Origin of the sequence: Psychrobacter namhaensis, from assembly GCF_016107545.1 — a bacterium.
Lineage (GTDB): Bacteria > Pseudomonadota > Gammaproteobacteria > Pseudomonadales > Moraxellaceae > Psychrobacter > Psychrobacter namhaensis.
Genome location: NZ_JABASS010000018.1, coordinates 1 through 18328 on the forward strand (window position 1 = coordinate 1; position 18328 = coordinate 18328).

Here is an 18328-nt window from a genome sequence, read left to right on the forward strand (position 1 = left end):
TCGTAACGCATAAAAATACCCCATAAGTTGTGTCCAACTTATGGGGGTCGGTTCAAAATGATAGGCACTTTTTTATGACAGGCACTTTTTATGACAGCTACTTTTTTAACAATGATCGACTAGGTGTGATTTACACTTAGCCCAAATTCTAATCGAGGAAAGAGAAGTGGTCAATTTCCATTGATGTCATGCTTTCGCTTGGTGCCACCATGGCTTCGGCATGACCGGAAGTACGTGGTAACAGCTTATCAAAGTAAAATTCGGCCGTTTGGATTTTCGCTTGGTAGAATTCTGGTGCTTCTGTTCCGCCATTTTTTAGCTTTTCATAAGCGACAGCGGCCATACGTGCCCAATGATACCCCATCATCACATAGCCTGAGTACATCAAGAAATCGTCTGAGGCAGCAGAGATGATTTCACGGTCTTTACGTGCCATGAGCATCAAACGTACGGTTAGGGTGTTCCACTCAGCACACAGCTTGGTTAGGGCCCAAACGAATTTACGCATGTCTTTATCAAGGGCATACTCGCCACACCACTTCATGATGCTTGAGGTGTAATCGCGGATGATTTTACCTTTAGACTGCAAGATCACTTTACGACCTAATAAATCAAGCGCTTGTACGCCAGTCGTACCTTCGTATAGAGTGGCAATACGAGCATCACGAGCGATGAGCTCCATACCCCATTCTTTGATATAGCCATGGCCACCATAGATTTGCTGACCATGTTTGGCAGCTTCGATGCCCAGTTCGGTTAAGAAACCTTTTAAAATAGGGGTGTAGAATCCCAGTTTATCATCCCATTTTTCGAACTCTTCATCATTGCCGTTTGCGATGCCTTGTGCCATTTTATCTGCATAGCGCGCTGAATGATAAATCATTGAGCGGCCACCTTCAGCAAAGGCTTTTTGCGTCAATAGCATACGGCGTACGTCCGCATGATGAATGATGGCATCAGCCACTTTTTCAGGGTCTTTAGTGCCTGATAAAGCACGCATCGAGCGGCGCTCTTTTGCATATGGTAGCGCGTTTTGGAAAGACAGCTCAGTATGCGCCAATCCTTGGATACCAGTCCCGATACGGGCCGTGTTCATAAAAGTGAACATGGCTTTTAGACCCTTGTGCGGCTCACCAATCAAGTAACCTGTCGCACCATCAAAGTTCAACACACAGGTAGAAGATGAGCTGATACCCATTTTGTGTTCGATGGAACCACAGACTACCGCGTTACGCTCGCCAGATTCACCGTCAGCATTTGGGGTGAATTTTGGGACGATGAACAGCGAGATACCGCGTGTGCCTTCTGGTGCATTTGGCAGGCGGGCTAAGACGATATGAATGATATTGTCTGTTAGGTCATGCTCACCGCTTGAGATGAAAATTTTGGTACCGCTAATTTTATACGTGCCATCATCTTGTGGGATGGCTTTTGATTTGACCTGTCCTAAGTCGGTACCACACTGAGGTTCAGTCAAGCACATGGTGCCGGCCCAAGAACCTTCGACCAATTTAGGTAAGTAAAGCTCTTTTTGCTCGTCCGTACCGTACTGGAGGAGGGTGTTGATACAACCGGTTGATAAACCTGTGTACATCGCCCACGGCCAGTTAGCCGTACCAATCATCTCAGCTTTGATGAGGTTGATTGAGGTTGGCAAATTCATACCACCGTATTCCTCAGGGTAGGAGATGCCTTGCCAGCCGCCTTCGACAAACTGGTTATAAGCTTCTTTAAAACCTTTTGGCGTAGTCACTTCTCCATTGTCAAAATGACAGCCTTCTTCATCAGCTGACTGATAGATAGGGGCAAGGACGTTTTCGGCAAAATCTGCCATGCCTTGTAAAATCATATCGATCGTTTCAGGATCGGCGTTTTCGCCGTTGTCCAAATCTTTATAATGAGTTTGAAAGTCAAAAACATCATTAATCAAAAACTTGATATCACGCAAAGGGGCTTTGTAAGTTAACATAGTCGCTCTCTTTAGTTATTCGCTATCGTAGCCTGTTGGCTCATCACAATGGAGCCACGGTTTACATAAACGGTTATTTAATGAGTTGGGGTAAAGGGGGTCAATACTACTGGTCGTCACTCAGCTATATGAAAAACAGCGTGTCCATTTTGATGGCCGTTAAGGCGTCCTTGATAAAAAACAGCTGTTCAGGCGTTAAGGTCAGTATAAGTCTTCTATAGCGACAAATATATAACTAATAACTAATATTCATGATTTATATATATAATTAAAACTTTAAGTGTTGCATTGTAAATTAAATTTTCACTAGTGCTGCTGATTAAGCGCGGATTTATCGTCAATATTCGCGTATAAAAACTCCCGTTTAAGCGCATTTATAGTAATAAGGAGGGCCAACCATGAGCGCATCAACGCGCAAGACAAAGCGAGCATCTTGGCTGACAAAGTTATTGGCTCGCATAAAAATTTTACTGGATGGTGAGCTGACCCATTTGTTGACAGTGAATCGTAGCAAAAGACCTTGGCATATGCCGATTATCGCGACGATCGCCATCAGCTTTCCTGTGTTTGTGGGGGCTTATTTTGGTGCTTTGCCATCAGGCATTAAGGCGTCTTTGGGTGCGATGGTGATTTTAAATACCCCATTAGCGGGTAAGCTGTCCTATCGCTTGGTCACGGTGATGGCGTGGGGGTTTGCTATGTCGCTGTGCTTTGCGCTGGGTTTGATTGCCCAGCAAGCTCCTTTATTAAAATTGCCAATATTTACCTTGATGGCTTTTGGTATCGTCATTTTCGGGCGTTATTATCGACAGCCGCCGCCAGCAGGATTGTTTGTGATGATGGCTGGGGCTATTGCGTTATTTATACCACTGCCTTTAGAGGACATTATGCCAGCCATAGGTTTGGTGATGCTGGGTAGTGGTTTCGCGCTCGTCATGGCGCTCGCGTATTCCTTGTTTCTATTAGCGACGCGGCCATCGACTCCTACGCCCACTTATAGCTACGAGCCAGACACGATCACTGAGAGTGTTATCGTGGCGGGTTTCGTCAGTTTAGCCCTGCTCATAGCATTAGGCCTCAATCTGACCAATCCTTATTGGGCAGCGGTCAGCTGCTTTCTTATTATTCAAGGTATTCATTTGCGTACCATGTGGATTAAGCAAATTCATCGCTTACTAGGAACGATCGTGGGCGTGAGTCTGGCGGGCTGGATGTTATCTTGGGGGCTATCGATATGGGGAGTGGCAGTGTCAATCCTGACGATGATGCTCTGTATTGAATCGTTGGTCGATCGACATTATGGACTGGCAGTGATATTCATCACGCCGTTGACGATATTTATCGCTGAGTATGGCAGTGGTTTACCACTTTATGAGCAAGCCTATCAGACAGTGATTCTTGCGCGCTTGTTTGATACGTTGATTGGTTGCTTAGTCGGTCTGGGTGGTGGCGTAGTGATGCATTCAACCAATTTACGAGTGCCGCTACGGCGTATGGAGAACTGGCTGCTGGCTCGTTTTGGGTAAATGACGCCCTTTAAATAAAGTGTTGTGAGTAAATAGTAATGAATAGTGAAAGGCGTATAAACCAGAGTTATACGCCTTTTTCATGCACGCTTTTCATTAATGATTGAGCAAAGTATGAGTGACTTTCGCCACATCAATGTGCTGACCTGTCCAGCGCTCAAAACTTAATGCGGCTTGTCCGATAAGCATGCCATAGCCGTCGGATACCTGCGCGCCACGGGCGCTAAAACGCTGTAAAAACGGCAGCGGGCGACCATACATCATATCGTAAGCATAGTGACAGTTGAGTGCTTCGCTAAGGGGTAGCGTATCACCTGATAAGCCAATAGACGTGGCATTGATGATGATATCAAATTGTCCGTTTAATTCAGCTGTGCGACAAGTGTCAATCTGTTGCTTATCAATAGTAGGACTGGCGGCACTCAGCTCATGGACCAAATCCGTCGCCTTGCTTAGGGTGCGATTAGCGATGGTAAGTGATGCAATACCCGCTTCTACCAGTGGCAGTACCACACCACGGGCTGCTCCGCCTGCGCCAATGAGTGCAACGCGTGCGCCCGCGAGCGGCCAGCGCAAACTCATGATGTGATTGACCAACCCTTGACCGTCGGTGTTATCACCATAGATGGCCTCTGCTATCGGTGTGCCGTTCTCCCGCCACGTTTTATTTAACAATAGCGTATTGACCGCACCGGCAACCTTGGCATGCTCTGATAAACCGCCGCGCGCCAGGCAGCAGTCATAAGCCACTTGCTTGAAGGGTACGGTAACGTTGGCTCCGATGCCGCCACCATGAAAAAACGCCTCAATCACCGCGGTAAAGCTGGCAGCATCAACGGGGCAATACTGACGTTGATAGCTAATATCGATGCCCGTTTGCTCGGCGAATCGCGTATGGATTTCAGGAGATTTACTGTGGGCAATCGGATTGCCAATAACGATAAAATGCTGAGTCATAAATGCTCCACTGGCGGTAAAAGGCAAAAAGTCATGTTTAAAAGAGGGGTCAAAACGCATTCATCATAAGGGATACTGCCACATTTAACAAACGCGGCTTAATGAATAAATAGTTAACGCAGGCGAGCGTTTTTTCACGTTAGAACTTTAACAAATTTGTCCTCTCTGGGAGTGGTACGCGTAACGTAAAGGGTAGTCAAGTGTTAAGCAGTTGGGTACACTAGGGCGTGTCCTCAGTTCAATCGATTATCCTCTAAATGGACTAAGAATAGCTAAATTTTGCCAAACAGCGGCAAATAGTTGGTTAATATCTCGATATTATCTGCACTATTTTTCTTGTTTGACGGCAATTTATCTTATTTTTATCACCGTTTTTAAAATGTGGACACGGCCTAGGGCGCATGAAATTGGTATGTCATTTTTGTGTCAATAGGCCACTAACGATGGCTAAATGATAAAAACTGAGGAATAACGTGCTCAGTGATAAGCAAGCTTATTAATAAAAACAGTCTTTATTAACCGCGGCATCTATCTGCCAGCTCGTTAATAATATTTTGAGACCAATCTGAAAATGTGAGTAAATTGTCCATGTGGAATAATACCCTACAGACGCTTCTGGTCGGTACGATAATGGCCGTTGGTGTGTCGATCAGTGGCTGTGATAGTAGCCAAGGTGATGCCCAAAATCAAGACGCTAACGCGCAAACCAGTGAACAGACAGATGCTGCTGATACGGCCGTACCGGCTAGTACGCCGACCAAGGCTGACTTAGATGGTGCGACGGTTCAGCAAGGCACACCAGTCAGATACGATGTCTCGGCATGGCATACTGATAACGTAGAGTCAGTTAATGTGGACGATTTAGACAGTATCAGATCGACTTTTGGTAAAGTGATCAGCACCGATGAAAACAGCTTAGACTATGCCAGCAACCCAGCAACCAAATACCGTTTTATGAACACGGACGCGCCTTATTTAGACATTATCGACTCTGAGAAGTATCTTGAACTTGGCTGGTATTATGCCAATCCTACCGACTCTGATAAAGAAAAAGAGCTGAGTCAAAATCATGCCAAAAAAGCTTATAAGCTCGCGCGGCAGCTGATGGGCGAAGAGGGTGGCACACTGATTGCTGACATGCTCAACGGTCAAATCGTCAAAAATAAAATGGTCGGTGGACAAAAAATAGAGCTGGCAAAATGCGAGTTTTATAGCTGTATGTTGGTCATCAATAAATCTGCCGCCCAAACAGACAATAACTAATGTGTGGTAGCTGTCATGCCGTCTAATAAGTGGCTACGTTTACCTGTATCAGGCGATATGACAGATGCCTCGGTGGCCACCATGTCACCGGACAATCGTGGTTTGGCATATGGTGATGGTTTTTTTACGACCATGGGCGTCATTGATGGGCGAATACTGTGGTCAGACTATCATCATCAGCGCCTTATTTCCCATGCTAAAGCCTTGCAACTCAAACTAGATAGCCATTCACTACTGACCATCTTACAAAGCCATGCTCAGCAATTGGCGCAGGGCATGCTCAAACTTGTGGTGACTCGTGCCGTGCAAGACGTTCGAGGTTATGGCTATACGCCCAGCCCCTCTGGGAGCGCTTGTGAGGCGTGGCTAAAAACCTCTGCAATGACTCTTGATACTGGTAAGCAATTACCTCTGTCTGATGGGCGCTTAATCCCTGTACAGCTTACCAGCGCTGCTATGTGTCTGTCTTCAAAAATTGCCTGCTTGCCATCATCACTGGCAGGACTCAAAAGTCTCAATCGGCTTGATAATGTGCTGGCGAGTGGTGAGTTACAGCGCATGCAGGCTGAGCCATTAGCGGCTGGCATCGTCACGCGTCTTGGTGAAGGGCTGCTGCGTGATATGAGCGGTAACTGGGTTGAGGGCACGATGAGTAATGTGTTCTATCAACTGTCAGAGCCAACACCCAGTATTAAGATTGATATAGATGCTCCCAATTATTTAACCACTGGTCAATGGTATACGCCTTCTATGGCACAATCAGGTGTCGCAGGCGTCATGCGGCAGGTGATTATTGATGCTTTATCTGATACTGAACGGCCCGTCGTGATAAGGTCGTTAACAGATGAGGATTTGCCCAGAGTAACCCGACTATTCTTTTGCAATGCGCTGCGCGGTATCATGCCTATGAGCAGCTTGAGGTTATTGTCAGGTGATATTGTGGATTTTGCCCCTATTTAATATTATTCGAAAAACTAAGTTTGTTATCGACAAATAGACACGCTAGCAATACCCACAAAAGCGATGAGTTTTAAGGCAGATAAATAAGCACCAACGACAAGTTAGTTCATAAGCTAAGCAAATACCATTGAAAATGGCACAGTTCAGTGCTAAATTCTAGCAAACATCTGCCTCGCGAGTTGCCATGAGTAAGCCTACACCTGAACGCCCTAATGAGTCACCACCCAATAAACAAGATAGCACTGTGGGAGAACGTGTCGACACCGCGCAACCGGACCCACAGCCAGTCAAAGAAGCGCCTGCGACAGATGTCTCGCTCATTAGCGGAGAGAGTAAGCCGCGTGAGTATAAAGTGGACAACCCCTCGTTCTTTATGCAGCGTGGTTATCAGGTACTGCTCGTACTTGGGCTTATTGCCGCGTTTTTGTTGGTGATGGTCTATCAAACGTTGTTTGGGCGTATTGAGCAGCCAGCGCAGATGGTCACCATTGAGAAGGGCCAGACCTATTATGGTTTGCTACCGCAGTGGCAACAGCAGATTCCGCTGTTTTCTGCTAGCGTTGCCAAGCTGTATATCAAGTCACAAGTTGATGCCCCACTCCATGCGGGTATTTACCAGTTACCAGAAAACCCCACCATGGCTGAGGCGCTGCAAGTGTTAGAGCAGGGCGCAAAAGCAGCGATGGTAAAAGTGCAGATTATCGAAGGGAAAACCTCTCAAGATTTGTATCAAACACTACGGGACAATAATGGGATCAAAAAAGAAGTCCTAACCGCTGATAGCGATAATACCAGTATTGCCCAAGCGCTAGATTTGGTCGGTATATTGCCAGCTGCCGTGGTGAATAGTAGCGATCCCATTGTCAATCACAATCTGGAGGGCTGGTTTGCGCCTGATACATATTATTATGGTGAAGGCACCAGTGATAAGCAGGTGCTGACAGACTTGTATAAACGTCAGCAGCAAACACTGACCGAAGCGTGGGAAAACCGGGCAGCAGATTTACCTTATAAGACGCCTTATGAAGCGCTGATTATGGCATCCATTATCGAAAAAGAAACCAGTGTGGTGGAAGAGCGTCCATTGGTCGCTGCAGTGTTTAAAAATCGCTTGGATAAAGGCATGCGTATGCAAACAGATCCAACCATTATCTATGGGATGGGTAGCCGCTATGATGGCAATATTCGCCGTAAAGACATTGACGAAAAAACGTCTTATAATACGTATCAAATCGATGGTTTGCCGCCAACGCCAATCGCGCTTCCTTCTGCCGCTTCTATCGAAGCGACTTTGCATCCAGCAGACAGTGACGCGCTATACTTTGTGGCGACTGGTACGGGTGGCCACAAGTTTACCAGTAGCTTGGCTGAGCACAATCAAGCGGTAAAAGAGTATTTGAGCGTCATGCGTGAGAAAAAATCACAAACGCCGCCGCAGTAAGTTACTTTTTGCGTATTGTTCATTAAGCAATTTATCATTTAATGAGTGTTATAAATATAATGCTCATGAGTGACATAAGGTCATATCATGTCAGCATCTGTACAAGAGCGTGTGTCTCAAACAATCTTGCCTACATCAACCAATGACACCGCGCCCCATCACGGGCGCTTTATCAGTTTTGAGGGTACCGAAGGCGTGGGTAAAACGACGGCTATTGAGCAGCTGTGCGCGCGTTTACAAGACAGCGGTATCGAATACCAGCGTACCCGTGAGCCAGGTGGTAGCCCGTTTGCGGAGCGGTTGCGTGCTATATTATTAGACCCTACGACCGATATTAATGACGATACAGAGCTATTGTTACTATTTGCGGCGCGCTGTGACCATATGCAGCAAGTGATTCTGCCAGCGTTGCAACGCGGTACATGGGTGATATGTGATCGGTTTACCGACTCGACCATTGCCTATCAAGGTTTTGGTCGCGCGCATGGTGATGATGTGATGCGTGCTAAGATTGACACACTTATCAACCAGTTTGTGCCGCAGTTACCAGATTTGACCTTGTGGTTGGATTTGCCCGTATTAGAGGGGATGGCACGCGCCAACAAACGCGGTGCTGCCGATCGGTTTGAGCAGCAGGCTACGGAGTTTTTTACTTGGGTACATAAGGGATTTAGTACCCTTGCTACTGAGTACCCTGCGCGGATACAGCGTGTTGATGCCTCAGGCACTGCTGATGACGTTAGCGCGAGAGTGTGGCAAACGGTGCAGGACAAGTTAGCGGCTCCCTAACTGAAATGTACTCTCAAAAATCATTGAAGCATTGAAGCATTGAAGCATTGAAGCATTGAAGCATTGAAAAAGCCCCAACATCGCGTTGGGGCTTTTACGTTTTATTACCGTTTAGACGGTCGTTAATAGTCTGTCAGTTATTACTTGTCTACGTTGTTGTCTGTGTTTTGACGCTCAGCATTTTTCGTGATATCGACGTCAGAGCTGACAGTATGGTCTTGGTTAGAGTCGGGTAGGCGATTTGGGTCAAGCGAACCTTTTTTGTTTTTAGGGGCGCTGCCATTGCCATTGGTACTGCTGTTATTGGCCGTTTTGTTCTTTGACGTTGCCGTCGCATTGGCTGACATTACCCCTTTATTCGCGGTATCAGTTAAGGCCTCTTTTGGCTCTGTCGCTTTGTCATTGGCCCCTTTTGCTGTGCTAGGGGATTTAGACTCCGAGCTGTCGTTTGGTTTAGTTGACGAGTCACTAACCGCATGTGTGGTCGTGTCTTTTTCGCCGTCTACTAGTGCCTCTGGTTTGATAGCATGATTACTATCATCGCTCAGCTCCTTTTCTTTGCGTTTTTCAGGCGCTTTTGAATTGGACTCAAAGTTAGCGTCTGCGGTCAGACGGGCTTGTTCTTGTTTAGCCGTTACATCTACTGGCTTTGGTTGCACCTCATCCTCTACCACTAACGAGATAAGCTTGCGATCACGTGGCACGGTACCATCAAATTTATCGGTAAAGACATGCAGCTTACCTTCTTTGTCGATGGTATAAAGCGGTACAAACTGTTTGTTGTCGGCTTTGTATTGCTCAAAGCTGTAGCTATCAGTGATGTTGGTAATTTTGATACGGGCTTTTTTTGACAGCATGCTGGCAAGCTTGGTGTAAGTGACGTCTTTGCCAAACAGCCACTGTGAGTGGAAGTTTGATTGCTTGTCCTCACGCTCGCTTCTGACTTTTTCATCACTGAATTTAAGACGGTATATTTTACGCTCACCGAATTCATGACGGTAATGAATCTCGGATAAGGTGTTCATCTCTTTATCCATACTCATGGCAAACAGGCGACCAATACCGATAAGGTCAAGATGATGATCTGCATGATCAGAGATGGGGTTACCAAAATAAGTACGCAAACCACTCATGCGGGCACGAGCAATATTGGTATAGTTATTGTGGGCGACGATGACGTCAAACCCTTGATCTTTTAAAGAGGTGGCGATCAAAAGGGCGATTGGGTTTGAGCCAACGATCAGGATACCATTGGTCTCAGGCTCACGGACCCCAAGTAAATTGCCGATCACTTTTGCCCCCAAGCCCTGAATCATCACCGTACCAATGATGACCATAAATACCAAAGGCACCAGTAGCTCAACTCCTTGGATATCATACTCTTGCAAGCGAATGGCAAACAATGATGAAATCGCAGCAGCGACGATACCGCGAGGTCCAATCCAGCTGATCATCAGTTTTTCATTGGTCCTGAGGTTTGAGCCAATAGCCGATGCCCACACCGATAAGGGGCGTGCCACAAACATCACGATAGCAAGTAGTACCAAGCCTGCGAAACCAACGCTCAATAAACTTGCCAACTCCACACGGGCGGCCAAAATAATAAAGAGCACAGAAATCAGTAGGATGGTTAATGACTCGTTAAACTCTAAAATCGTCTCGCGGGGGAACTTTGGCCAGTTCGCTAAGGCCACACCCAGCACAGTCACGGTCAATAGGCCAGACTCGTGCTCTAAATGGTTGGAGATAGAAAACAACACCAAGACGAAGGCAAGGGTAAACACATTACGCAAAAATTCTGGAATCATATGACGGCGCATCAAAAACGCCAGTAACCAAGCACCCGCCATACCAAGAGCCGTCGCCAGTATCACAATTTTGGCAAACAGTAAGATACTGCTGGCTTCACCACCTGAGATAATATACTCATAGACCAATACCACCGCGATAGCGCCGATTGGGTCAATGATGATCCCTTCCCACTTTAGGATATTGGAGATCGTCTTATTAGGGCGCACACTACGCAGTAGCGGCATGATCACGGTCGGACCAGTGACGCACACTAGGGCACCAAACAATAAGGCGATCAGTGGGTCGACATCGAATAACAAATAAGTCGATAACGCGACGATAGCAATGGTGATCAGGACGCCAACTGATACCAGCATTTGCACCACAGTACCGTGTTGTTTAATCTCATCAAACTCTAAGGTTAGCGAGCCTTCAAATAAGATAATCGCCACCCCCAAAGAGATGAAAGGGAACATCAGCTCCCCCAGTACCAAATCAGGGTCGAATACACCGAGCACTGGCCCCACGATAATGCCAATCAGTAATAAAAATAAAATGGACGGTTGCTTTAAATACCAAGCCAACCATTGGGCGGCAATGCCAATCCCAACCACGCCGGATAATAATAGGGCGGTATCCATAAGTTAATCCTTTTGTAATCTTGTCATATTTTATATCTATCAATCGCTTTTATAAAAAGGGCAGGCAGTGTCATCAATGAGATACCAGTACTTTTTATAAAGTTTGAGCTACAGTAACGCTAGCCGTCATGAGGTAAAACAGGCGCTAGATATGATATATATACTATAAAGTAGTAAAGACAAAAGCATTCCTAAATACATCTAGATATATAGAGTCACTTTAGAAATGCAAAAGATGAAAAATAAGGGTAATGATTGCCAATCTGATAAACTTATAGTTAGTAAAATTAACTTTTGTTTGTTTATAAAGTTATTTGGCTTGCTATCATAACATGGTTTTATTTCATACCTATCATGGCTGCTCTGACCACGATATCGTCGTTCAGCTATAAAACGGGATCAGGTAATGATGAAATAACTGCGCTTTAGGTGGTCTTGTACTGTCGAAACCATGACAAGATTACGTTACTATTTATCATACAGTAGCCGTGTTTATCCTGCACGCTCGAGTAGAACACTCGTCTTTGGGTGATTGGATATTGATACAGCCGCTGTGAAAACTTTATCCCAGCAGTACTATGTGGCTTTAAAAGCGTTTTCACGGTAGTAAACTGACTCATAGCGTTTAAGGCCATACTTTTTAAGATTATTTAATACAAATTACTACCAATAATAGCCAAAAATGGCCCTTAACAATAATAATTGACCACTCATATGGAAGACGATATGCCTATCAATATGTTTACAGCGCACGCTAAATTTGGAATACAGCATTGGTTGCAACGTGGCGCGTTGGCGCTTGCCGTCAGCACGGCGATGGTTTCTGGCATCACGGCCACGACCATAACCAGTGCACAAGCAGCAGTGACCACGGCAGACTTTTCTGGCTTGGTACAACAAGTCACGCCAGCGGTTGCTCGCGTGAATGTCACAAAAACGGTGAGTGAGGCCGAGCTTGCCAAGGCGCAGACGGCAGAGTTACTGCGGCAGTTCTTTGGTGATCGTCTGCGCATCCCCGATCAGGCCACCACGCCTGCGATTGAACACGCTTATGGCACTGGATTTTTTGTCACATCTGATGGTTATATGCTGACCAACCATCATGTGGTAGCCGGTGCTGATAATATTACTGTCACGCTCAATGATAGAACGGAGCTTGATGCGACCTTGGTTGGTAGTGATGAGCGCTCAGATGTGGCGGTACTAAAAGTAGCAGGTAGTCAGTTCCCAGCGCTGCCTATTGGTGATTCAAATGCCTTGAAAGTCGGGGAGCCTGTGCTAGCGATTGGTTCACCATTTGGTTTTGATTATTCAGCGTCTGCTGGTATCGTCAGTGCCAAGTCCCGCAGCTTTTCTCGTGAGACTAGTGTGCCGTTTATCCAAACAGATGTGGCACTAAATCCGGGCAACTCAGGCGGCCCACTATTTAACCAGCGCGGTGAAGTCATTGGTATTAACTCACGTATTTTTAGTGGGACGGGCGGTTATATGGGTCTGTCGTTCTCCATTCCGATTGACGCTGCCATGGACATCTATGAGCAATTAAAGACAGAGGGAGAAGTGGTACGGGCCTATTTAGGAATTTATCCACAAGATATCGATCGTAATTTGGCCGAAGCTTATAACTTAGACCGTCCGCAAGGCGCTTTATTGACACGGGTATCGCCGGACTCACCCGCACAAAAAGCCGGGCTAAAACCTGGTGATATTATTTTACAATATAACAATGTGCAAATTATGCGCGCCTCAGATTTATTGAACTTGCTCAATCGTGCCAAACCTAGCGATACATTTCGTGCCCAGATTCAGCGTAATGGTAAGCAGATGATCGTCAGCGGTAAACTCACTTATGCGCCCAATGATGTCAGAGCCCAAGGCGGCGATCAGCAAAATGATGACATACAATTAGGCCTGCGTTTGCGTAATTTGACTGCTGATGAGCAAGCAGAAATCGCCGTGGACAATAAAACGGGTATCTTGGTTACCGCGGTTGATCCGACGGGGCTGGCGGCGCGCTCAGGTATCTTGGCAGGGGATGTGATTACCAATTTTCACCAAAAGCCGATTCAGAAAGTCACTGATTTTTCCAGTGCTATCTCATCATTGCCCAAAAAAGGTGTGGTGACCATTGAGGTGATTCGCCAAGGCATCCCTGCTATTATCGGCCTCCGTATTGAGTAACAGTGATATGGTACAGGTATAAAGATGACCGGTAAAAACAGCGTGGCAGTATTCAAATAGTGTGCCCATAGAATTATTCATAGCGATAGTGGCAATCGGCACGCGAGGATTGCCTTTTCGTTTGTATCGTCCCACGATCGATGTGTTGAAAATTCGTTAACCGTGTCCAAGATTCTGATGTATATTTGCATTGGGCTTACTAATGACCAAGGGTTTAATCTATTACGTTGCAAGGTTAAAGCCCAGTATCTATAATTTATAAACAATAAAAAAGACGCTTGATTTGTTATTCACTGATTATATTGAACGTTAATTGATTGATAGCGGTCAAATCAAAATATGCTACACTAGCAGGCGTTTTTATTATTATATGTTTATTATTTAATCGCTATGATCAGTAACGGACGGAAATAACGCCAATACCGATTTGAGCACATAAAATTTATGCAGCGTACGCCATAATAATAAGCAAACATTTAGCATTACTATCAAGCAAGAGAACGGCCATATTGTTTATGCATGCACCTATGATGAGTGCCGACATAAACACGCGGAGGTTGGCACTTGCAAACGACCTATCATGTGACAGCTTTGAAAAAAGCTAGGATAATACAGTAAGGCACGGTTATGAGCACAGCATACGACGAGATCAAAACCCGACTACAAGGCTCAATGGTAGCTTTGGTAACGCCCATGCATCCTGACGGCACGGTTGATTATAAACGTCTGGCAGACCTCATAGATTGGCAGATTGAGCAAGGCACCCATTGCCTCGTTGCGGTCGGTACCACTGGCGAGTCGGCGACATTGTCTATGCAAGAGCATAGCGATGTTATTCGCTATTTTGTACAGCATGTCAAAGGTCGTGTACCGGTCATCGCTGGTACAGGTGCTAACAACACGATGGAAGCCATTAAGCTGACTCAAGATGCGGCGGATGCTGGTGCAGACTGCGCGTTATTGGTCGCCCCTTATTATAATAAGCCGCCCCAAGAAGGCTTATATCAGCATTATAAAGCAATCGCAAAAGCGGTGAATATCCCGCAAATGCTTTACAATGTGCCTGGTCGTACGGTCGTTGATATCGCCCAAGAAACCGTTGAGCGCTTAGCCGATATAGACAATATCGTAGCGATTAAAGATGCGACAGGTTCAGTGATCCGCGGTGAGCAATTGATCAAAGCCGTTGGTGACAGAATGGTGGTGTTATCTGGAGATGACGGCACGGCACTTGAGCTAATGAAGTTTGGCGGTAAAGGGAATATCTCAGTGACAGCCAATGTGGCGCCAAAAGCCATGAGTGAGACCTTTGGTGCAGGCTTGCGCGGCGATTTTGACACGGCTAATAAAGTACATGATGTGGTCAAGCATTTACACCGTGACTTATTTATCGAATCAAGCCCTATTCCCGCAAAGTATGCCCTCAATAAAATGGGTATGATAGATACGGGTATTCGCCTGCCATTAGTCTGGCTGGCTGAGCAACATCATGCGACCATCGATGACGCCCTAGTACGTGCAAACTTACTATAAAAATTTTGCTGATAAATGCTAAGTCAGTTAGTGATGACGTAGGCTTAGCAACCGCTTATAAGATTTTATCAAACGATAAGTCCATTGCCCAAATAAGCCATACTTGCTAATTCAGAGAGATAACATGATGAAGACATCATCAACGACTACAAAGATATTCCCTGTCATGCTCACCATAATTATGGGAAGCACCTTAGTGTTGAGCGGTTGCCAAGCAACAAAAAACTTACTTGGTAAACGTGACAATGGTAGCTTAGAGTATCAGCAAAGCAAAAAGCTTGCACCCGTAGAGCTACCGGCTGATCAAGAAACCGCGCCTTTTGTGCCTTTGTACCCAACTCCTAATGCGGGTGCAAACACGCTCAAACTACAAAACGAGTCAGGTAGCCAGTATCAACTGCCAAAGCCTCAACGTGCTGTCAGTAATCCTTCAAATTAAACCTATTTCTCTATTTATACCACTGCCTTTTTACTGTTATTCATTACACTGTGATTGATACAGTAATATAAGACCATAGTGGTAGCTGCGCGTTTTTACCACATAAGCTTGAACGAACAGGAACCCCCACAATGCAAAAGCAACAACTGCTGTATAAAGGCAAAGCCAAGTCTGTCTATGAAACAGAAGACAACGATCTTTTGATTTTACACTTTCGTGATGACACCTCAGCGCTTGATGGTAAGCGTATCGAACAATTAGCCCGCAAAGGCGTCGTCAACAATCGCTTTAACGCCTTTATCATGCAAAAATTGGCTGATGCTGGTATCGAAACGCATTTCGAAAAACAGCTGTCGGAAGACGAAGTGTTGGTCAAGCGTTTAGACATGATTCCCGTTGAGTGCGTGGTTCGTAACTTTGCAGCGGGTAGTTTGGTTCGTCGTTTGGGCTTGGAGGAAGGGCAAGCGTTGACACCGTCTACTTATGAGCTGTTCTATAAAGATGATGCGCTCGGTGATCCGATGGTGAATGAGTCACTTTCTGTCTCTTTGGGTTGGGCAACGAAAGCGCAATTGGCAAAGATGGAAGAACTGACTTATCAAGTCAACGATGTATTAAAAGCACTGTTTGATGCAGGCGATTTAATTTTGGTAGACTTTAAGCTCGAGTTTGGGGTATTCCATGATCGTATTGTTTTAGGCGATGAGTTCTCACCAGATGGCTGCCGTATTTGGGATAAGACTACCAAGAAAAAGTTAGACAAAGACCGTTTCCGCCAGTCATTGGGCGATGTGATCGAAGCTTATGAAGAAGTCGCTAACCGTATTGGTGTGCCATTAAGCTAAGCGTTTTGTTTGAGCTTTTTTGCCAATAAAATAAAAAGACTGAGCCATGTGCTCAGTTTTTTTATGCAAAAAATTACTGAATCGTTATGAAATGTGCACGATGTAGGCGGCGCACTGTTTTTATAATAAAGCTTCATTACTCAGCTAGGAGACTCAGCTTCTATGTCTAACCCTACAATGCCTAAGTCTATAACCAAAACAGTACTTGAGCCGATTTGGTTTGCTCGACCCACCTGTGTGGTTGCTGCTGATTTGGTGGGTAAAGTACTATGTAGGAAGCTGGTAGATACCGATGGTGTACCTAAAGTATTGCGTATGCGTATCTCAGAAACCGAAGCTTATGTTGGAGAGAGTGACCCTGCCTGTCATTCGCATGCGGGTAGCCGGACAGCGCGTACTGAAATTATGTATGAGCAAGGCGGCGTGTTTTACGTCTATTTGACTTACGGTATCCATCATATGCTCAACGTCATCACTGCTACCGCAGAATCTCCTGAGTCCGTGCTGATACGAGCTGGGTTTTTGCTGGATGATAGTGACCGTTTGCTAGATGAGCAATTGCTAAGATTAGACAAACAGCTCACTCATCCCAAGCAGTTTGCTGGTCCAGGCAAACTGACCAAGCGATTGCAAATTGATCGGCAGTTATATGGTAAACCTGTCGCACCTATTTCAGGAGTGTGGATAGAAGATGATGGCTGTGCGCCGCCGATATCATTGCGTCCACGCATTGGTATCGACTATGCTGGTGACGCCAAAGATTGGCTATTACGCTATACATGGACTGATCACCCATCTTTATCTAAGAAGTAGTAAGCGCGATCTATATTAATTTTATGCTAGCCGTATTTTAGGAGACAAACTATGTATAAGCTGACGGTTTTTATCCCCCATGAGGCATTAGAGCCAGTAAAGTCGGCGTTGTTTGCCGCTGGTGCTGGCACGATTGGCAACTATGAGCAGTGCTGTTGGCAAGTACAGGGAACAGGACAGTTTAAGCCATTGGCGGGCAGTACACCGCATATCGGAGCGCATGATAGACTCGAAAAAGTCGCTGAGTGGCGGGTTGAGATGGTTGTTGAGAAAGCAGCGATTCATGCTGTCATCACTGCATTAAAAAAAGCACATCCTTATGAGACGCCTGCTTATGATGTGATAAACGTCTTAGATTTTTAAGAGTTCTGACGCTTTTGAGTATTTGACCTTTTAATAAGGTAAAAAAAGATCAAATATACCAAGGGCTGGTATATTTGACCGAAAGCAATCACAAAGTCATCACTAGGTTGGTGATGTCAAAATCTTAACTTCTTTTTAAATCAATGATGCTTATTGTGCTTATACTTGCCTTTATGTTTGCCATTATTTTTATGTTTGTCTTTTTTGTAGTGGTCTTTTTTATATCTATCTTTTTGCCCGTTATTAGACCAAGAGCTTCTATTTGAGCTGATAAGTCTCAGACTAGGATAAGTGTACCTAAGCTCGTAGTTTTGATTGTTCTTTCTGGCATGGGCGATAAGGGCGCGATTACCACGATAGTCATCAGATTTGATATCCATAACCTGATAGCCTTTACGGCGTAAGTCCTGACGCAGCTGCTGACTGACACGATTGTAATTCACAGTGCTGTTATTGTTATCACGGTATATGGGTCGATTGTCATAACCTGGACCTGCAACGGTACAGCCGACGGTAGTGCCTAATAATATGGCCACAAGGCCAGTAGATATCACTGTCTTAAATGAAAAAGACTTTAGAATGTCCATAACTCAATATCCTATTATGTTTTCAAGTTGCTCGCTATGATGTTTTCTTGTGTCAGCGAAAAGCGTAAGGCACTTTGTGAGTTTCTGGTACGGTAGGATTTGTAGAGCGACTACGCTATTGTTTATTTGACCGCGTACAGTAGTGACGGCCCATTCTTCAAACCTATCATGGAATACTTAGAAACGTTTTCTTACATTATCTATGATAAGGGACAAAGATTGATAGTAAG

General features: G+C 45.3%; 15 protein-coding genes. 11 read left to right on the top strand and 4 right to left on the bottom strand.

Translation table 11 applies throughout. The features are described from left to right. Positions 1–148: 148 nt before the first annotated feature. Positions 149–1969 (bottom strand): acyl-CoA dehydrogenase C-terminal domain-containing protein, encoded by a 1821-nt coding sequence (locus JFC06_RS11115; RefSeq protein ID WP_193005872.1) that lies wholly within the window; start codon positions 1967–1969, stop codon positions 149–151. Between the two features lie 398 nt (positions 1970–2367). On the opposite strand from JFC06_RS11115, the gene JFC06_RS11120 reads away from it, so the two are divergent. Further along, positions 2368–3495: an FUSC family protein gene (locus JFC06_RS11120; protein ID WP_198335101.1), complete on the top strand. Its 1128-nt coding sequence runs from the start codon at positions 2368–2370 to the stop codon at positions 3493–3495. A 96-nt stretch (positions 3496–3591) separates the two neighbouring features. On the opposite strand, the gene aroE is transcribed toward JFC06_RS11120, so the two are convergent. Beyond that, positions 3592–4452: a shikimate dehydrogenase gene (aroE, locus tag JFC06_RS11125; RefSeq protein WP_198335102.1), complete on the bottom strand. Its 861-nt coding sequence runs from the start codon at positions 4450–4452 to the stop codon at positions 3592–3594. Positions 4453–5040: 588 nt separating this feature from the next. Between aroE and JFC06_RS11130 the strand changes: the two genes are divergently transcribed. The 4 genes from JFC06_RS11130 (at position 5041) to tmk (ending at position 8905) form a co-directional block, all read left to right on the top strand. Beyond that, the gene (locus tag JFC06_RS11130) at positions 5041–5715 is read left to right on the top strand and encodes a hypothetical protein (RefSeq protein ID WP_198335103.1); all 675 of its coding nucleotides are present in this window, start codon (positions 5041–5043) and stop codon (positions 5713–5715) included. A gap of 15 nt (positions 5716–5730) precedes the next feature. Beyond that, positions 5731–6675 carry an aminotransferase class IV gene (locus JFC06_RS11135; protein ID WP_198335104.1) on the top strand — a complete coding sequence of 315 codons (945 nt, stop codon included), beginning with the start codon at positions 5731–5733 and terminating at the stop codon, positions 6673–6675. Between the two features lie 184 nt (positions 6676–6859). Further along, on the top strand, positions 6860–8116 hold the full coding sequence (mltG, locus tag JFC06_RS11140) for an endolytic transglycosylase MltG (protein WP_198335105.1): 1257 nt from the start codon (positions 6860–6862) through the stop codon (positions 8114–8116). 87 nt (positions 8117–8203) lie between these two features. Further along, positions 8204–8905: a dTMP kinase gene (tmk, locus tag JFC06_RS11145; protein WP_198335106.1), complete on the top strand. Its 702-nt coding sequence runs from the start codon at positions 8204–8206 to the stop codon at positions 8903–8905. Between the two features lie 140 nt (positions 8906–9045). On the opposite strand, the gene JFC06_RS11150 is transcribed toward tmk, so the two are convergent. After that, entirely contained in the window at positions 9046–11337 is a 2292-nt protein-coding gene (locus tag JFC06_RS11150) for a cation:proton antiporter (RefSeq protein ID WP_198335107.1), read from the bottom strand. 816 nt (positions 11338–12153) lie between these two features. On the opposite strand from JFC06_RS11150, the gene JFC06_RS11155 reads away from it, so the two are divergent. The 6 genes from JFC06_RS11155 (at position 12154) to JFC06_RS11180 (ending at position 17511) form a co-directional block, all read left to right on the top strand. After that, positions 12154–13518: a Do family serine endopeptidase gene (locus JFC06_RS11155; protein WP_227670217.1), complete on the top strand. Its 1365-nt coding sequence runs from the start codon at positions 12154–12156 to the stop codon at positions 13516–13518. 627 nt (positions 13519–14145) lie between these two features. Continuing rightward, on the top strand, positions 14146–15051 hold the full coding sequence (gene dapA / locus JFC06_RS11160; protein WP_198335109.1) for a 4-hydroxy-tetrahydrodipicolinate synthase: 906 nt from the start codon (positions 14146–14148) through the stop codon (positions 15049–15051). Between the two features lie 103 nt (positions 15052–15154). Beyond that, positions 15155–15490: a hypothetical protein gene (locus JFC06_RS11165; RefSeq protein WP_198335110.1), complete on the top strand. Its 336-nt coding sequence runs from the start codon at positions 15155–15157 to the stop codon at positions 15488–15490. A gap of 131 nt (positions 15491–15621) precedes the next feature. Continuing rightward, on the top strand, positions 15622–16335 hold the full coding sequence (purC, locus tag JFC06_RS11170) for a phosphoribosylaminoimidazolesuccinocarboxamide synthase (protein ID WP_193005893.1): 714 nt from the start codon (positions 15622–15624) through the stop codon (positions 16333–16335). Between the two features lie 162 nt (positions 16336–16497). Further along, entirely contained in the window at positions 16498–17148 is a 651-nt protein-coding gene (locus tag JFC06_RS11175) for a DNA-3-methyladenine glycosylase (RefSeq protein ID WP_227670206.1), read from the top strand. A gap of 51 nt (positions 17149–17199) precedes the next feature. Further along, entirely contained in the window at positions 17200–17511 is a 312-nt protein-coding gene (locus JFC06_RS11180; protein ID WP_198335111.1) for a Nif3-like dinuclear metal center hexameric protein, read from the top strand. A 140-nt stretch (positions 17512–17651) separates the two neighbouring features. Here the strand turns inward: JFC06_RS11180 and JFC06_RS11185 are convergent, their stop codons facing one another. Beyond that, the gene (locus tag JFC06_RS11185; protein WP_198335112.1) at positions 17652–18098 is read right to left on the bottom strand and encodes a hypothetical protein; all 447 of its coding nucleotides are present in this window, start codon (positions 18096–18098) and stop codon (positions 17652–17654) included. Between the last annotated feature and the right edge of the window lie 230 nt (positions 18099–18328).

What these genes read in the sequence shown, in the direction of transcription:
- JFC06_RS11175 (WP_227670206.1), top strand. Translation starts at nt 16,498, where the DNA reads ATGTCTAACCCTACAATGCCTAAGTCTATAACCAAAACAGTACTTGAG.
- purC (WP_193005893.1), top strand. Translation starts at nt 15,622, where the DNA reads ATGCAAAAGCAACAACTGCTGTATAAAGGCAAAGCCAAGTCTGTCTAT.
- JFC06_RS11130 (WP_198335103.1), top strand. Translation starts at nt 5,041, where the DNA reads ATGTGGAATAATACCCTACAGACGCTTCTGGTCGGTACGATAATGGCC.
- JFC06_RS11135 (WP_198335104.1), top strand. Translation starts at nt 5,731, where the DNA reads ATGCCGTCTAATAAGTGGCTACGTTTACCTGTATCAGGCGATATGACA.
- JFC06_RS11180 (WP_198335111.1), top strand. Translation starts at nt 17,200, where the DNA reads ATGTATAAGCTGACGGTTTTTATCCCCCATGAGGCATTAGAGCCAGTA.
- JFC06_RS11120 (WP_198335101.1), top strand. Translation starts at nt 2,368, where the DNA reads ATGAGCGCATCAACGCGCAAGACAAAGCGAGCATCTTGGCTGACAAAG.
- tmk (WP_198335106.1), top strand. Translation starts at nt 8,204, where the DNA reads ATGTCAGCATCTGTACAAGAGCGTGTGTCTCAAACAATCTTGCCTACA.
- dapA (WP_198335109.1), top strand. Translation starts at nt 14,146, where the DNA reads ATGAGCACAGCATACGACGAGATCAAAACCCGACTACAAGGCTCAATG.
- JFC06_RS11185 (WP_198335112.1), bottom strand. Translation starts at nt 18,098, where the DNA reads ATGGACATTCTAAAGTCTTTTTCATTTAAGACAGTGATATCTACTGGC.
- JFC06_RS11150 (WP_198335107.1), bottom strand. Translation starts at nt 11,337, where the DNA reads ATGGATACCGCCCTATTATTATCCGGCGTGGTTGGGATTGGCATTGCC.
- JFC06_RS11115 (WP_193005872.1), bottom strand. Translation starts at nt 1,969, where the DNA reads ATGTTAACTTACAAAGCCCCTTTGCGTGATATCAAGTTTTTGATTAAT.
- JFC06_RS11155 (WP_227670217.1), top strand. Translation starts at nt 12,154, where the DNA reads ATGGTTTCTGGCATCACGGCCACGACCATAACCAGTGCACAAGCAGCA.
- mltG (WP_198335105.1), top strand. Translation starts at nt 6,860, where the DNA reads ATGAGTAAGCCTACACCTGAACGCCCTAATGAGTCACCACCCAATAAA.
- aroE (WP_198335102.1), bottom strand. Translation starts at nt 4,452, where the DNA reads ATGACTCAGCATTTTATCGTTATTGGCAATCCGATTGCCCACAGTAAA.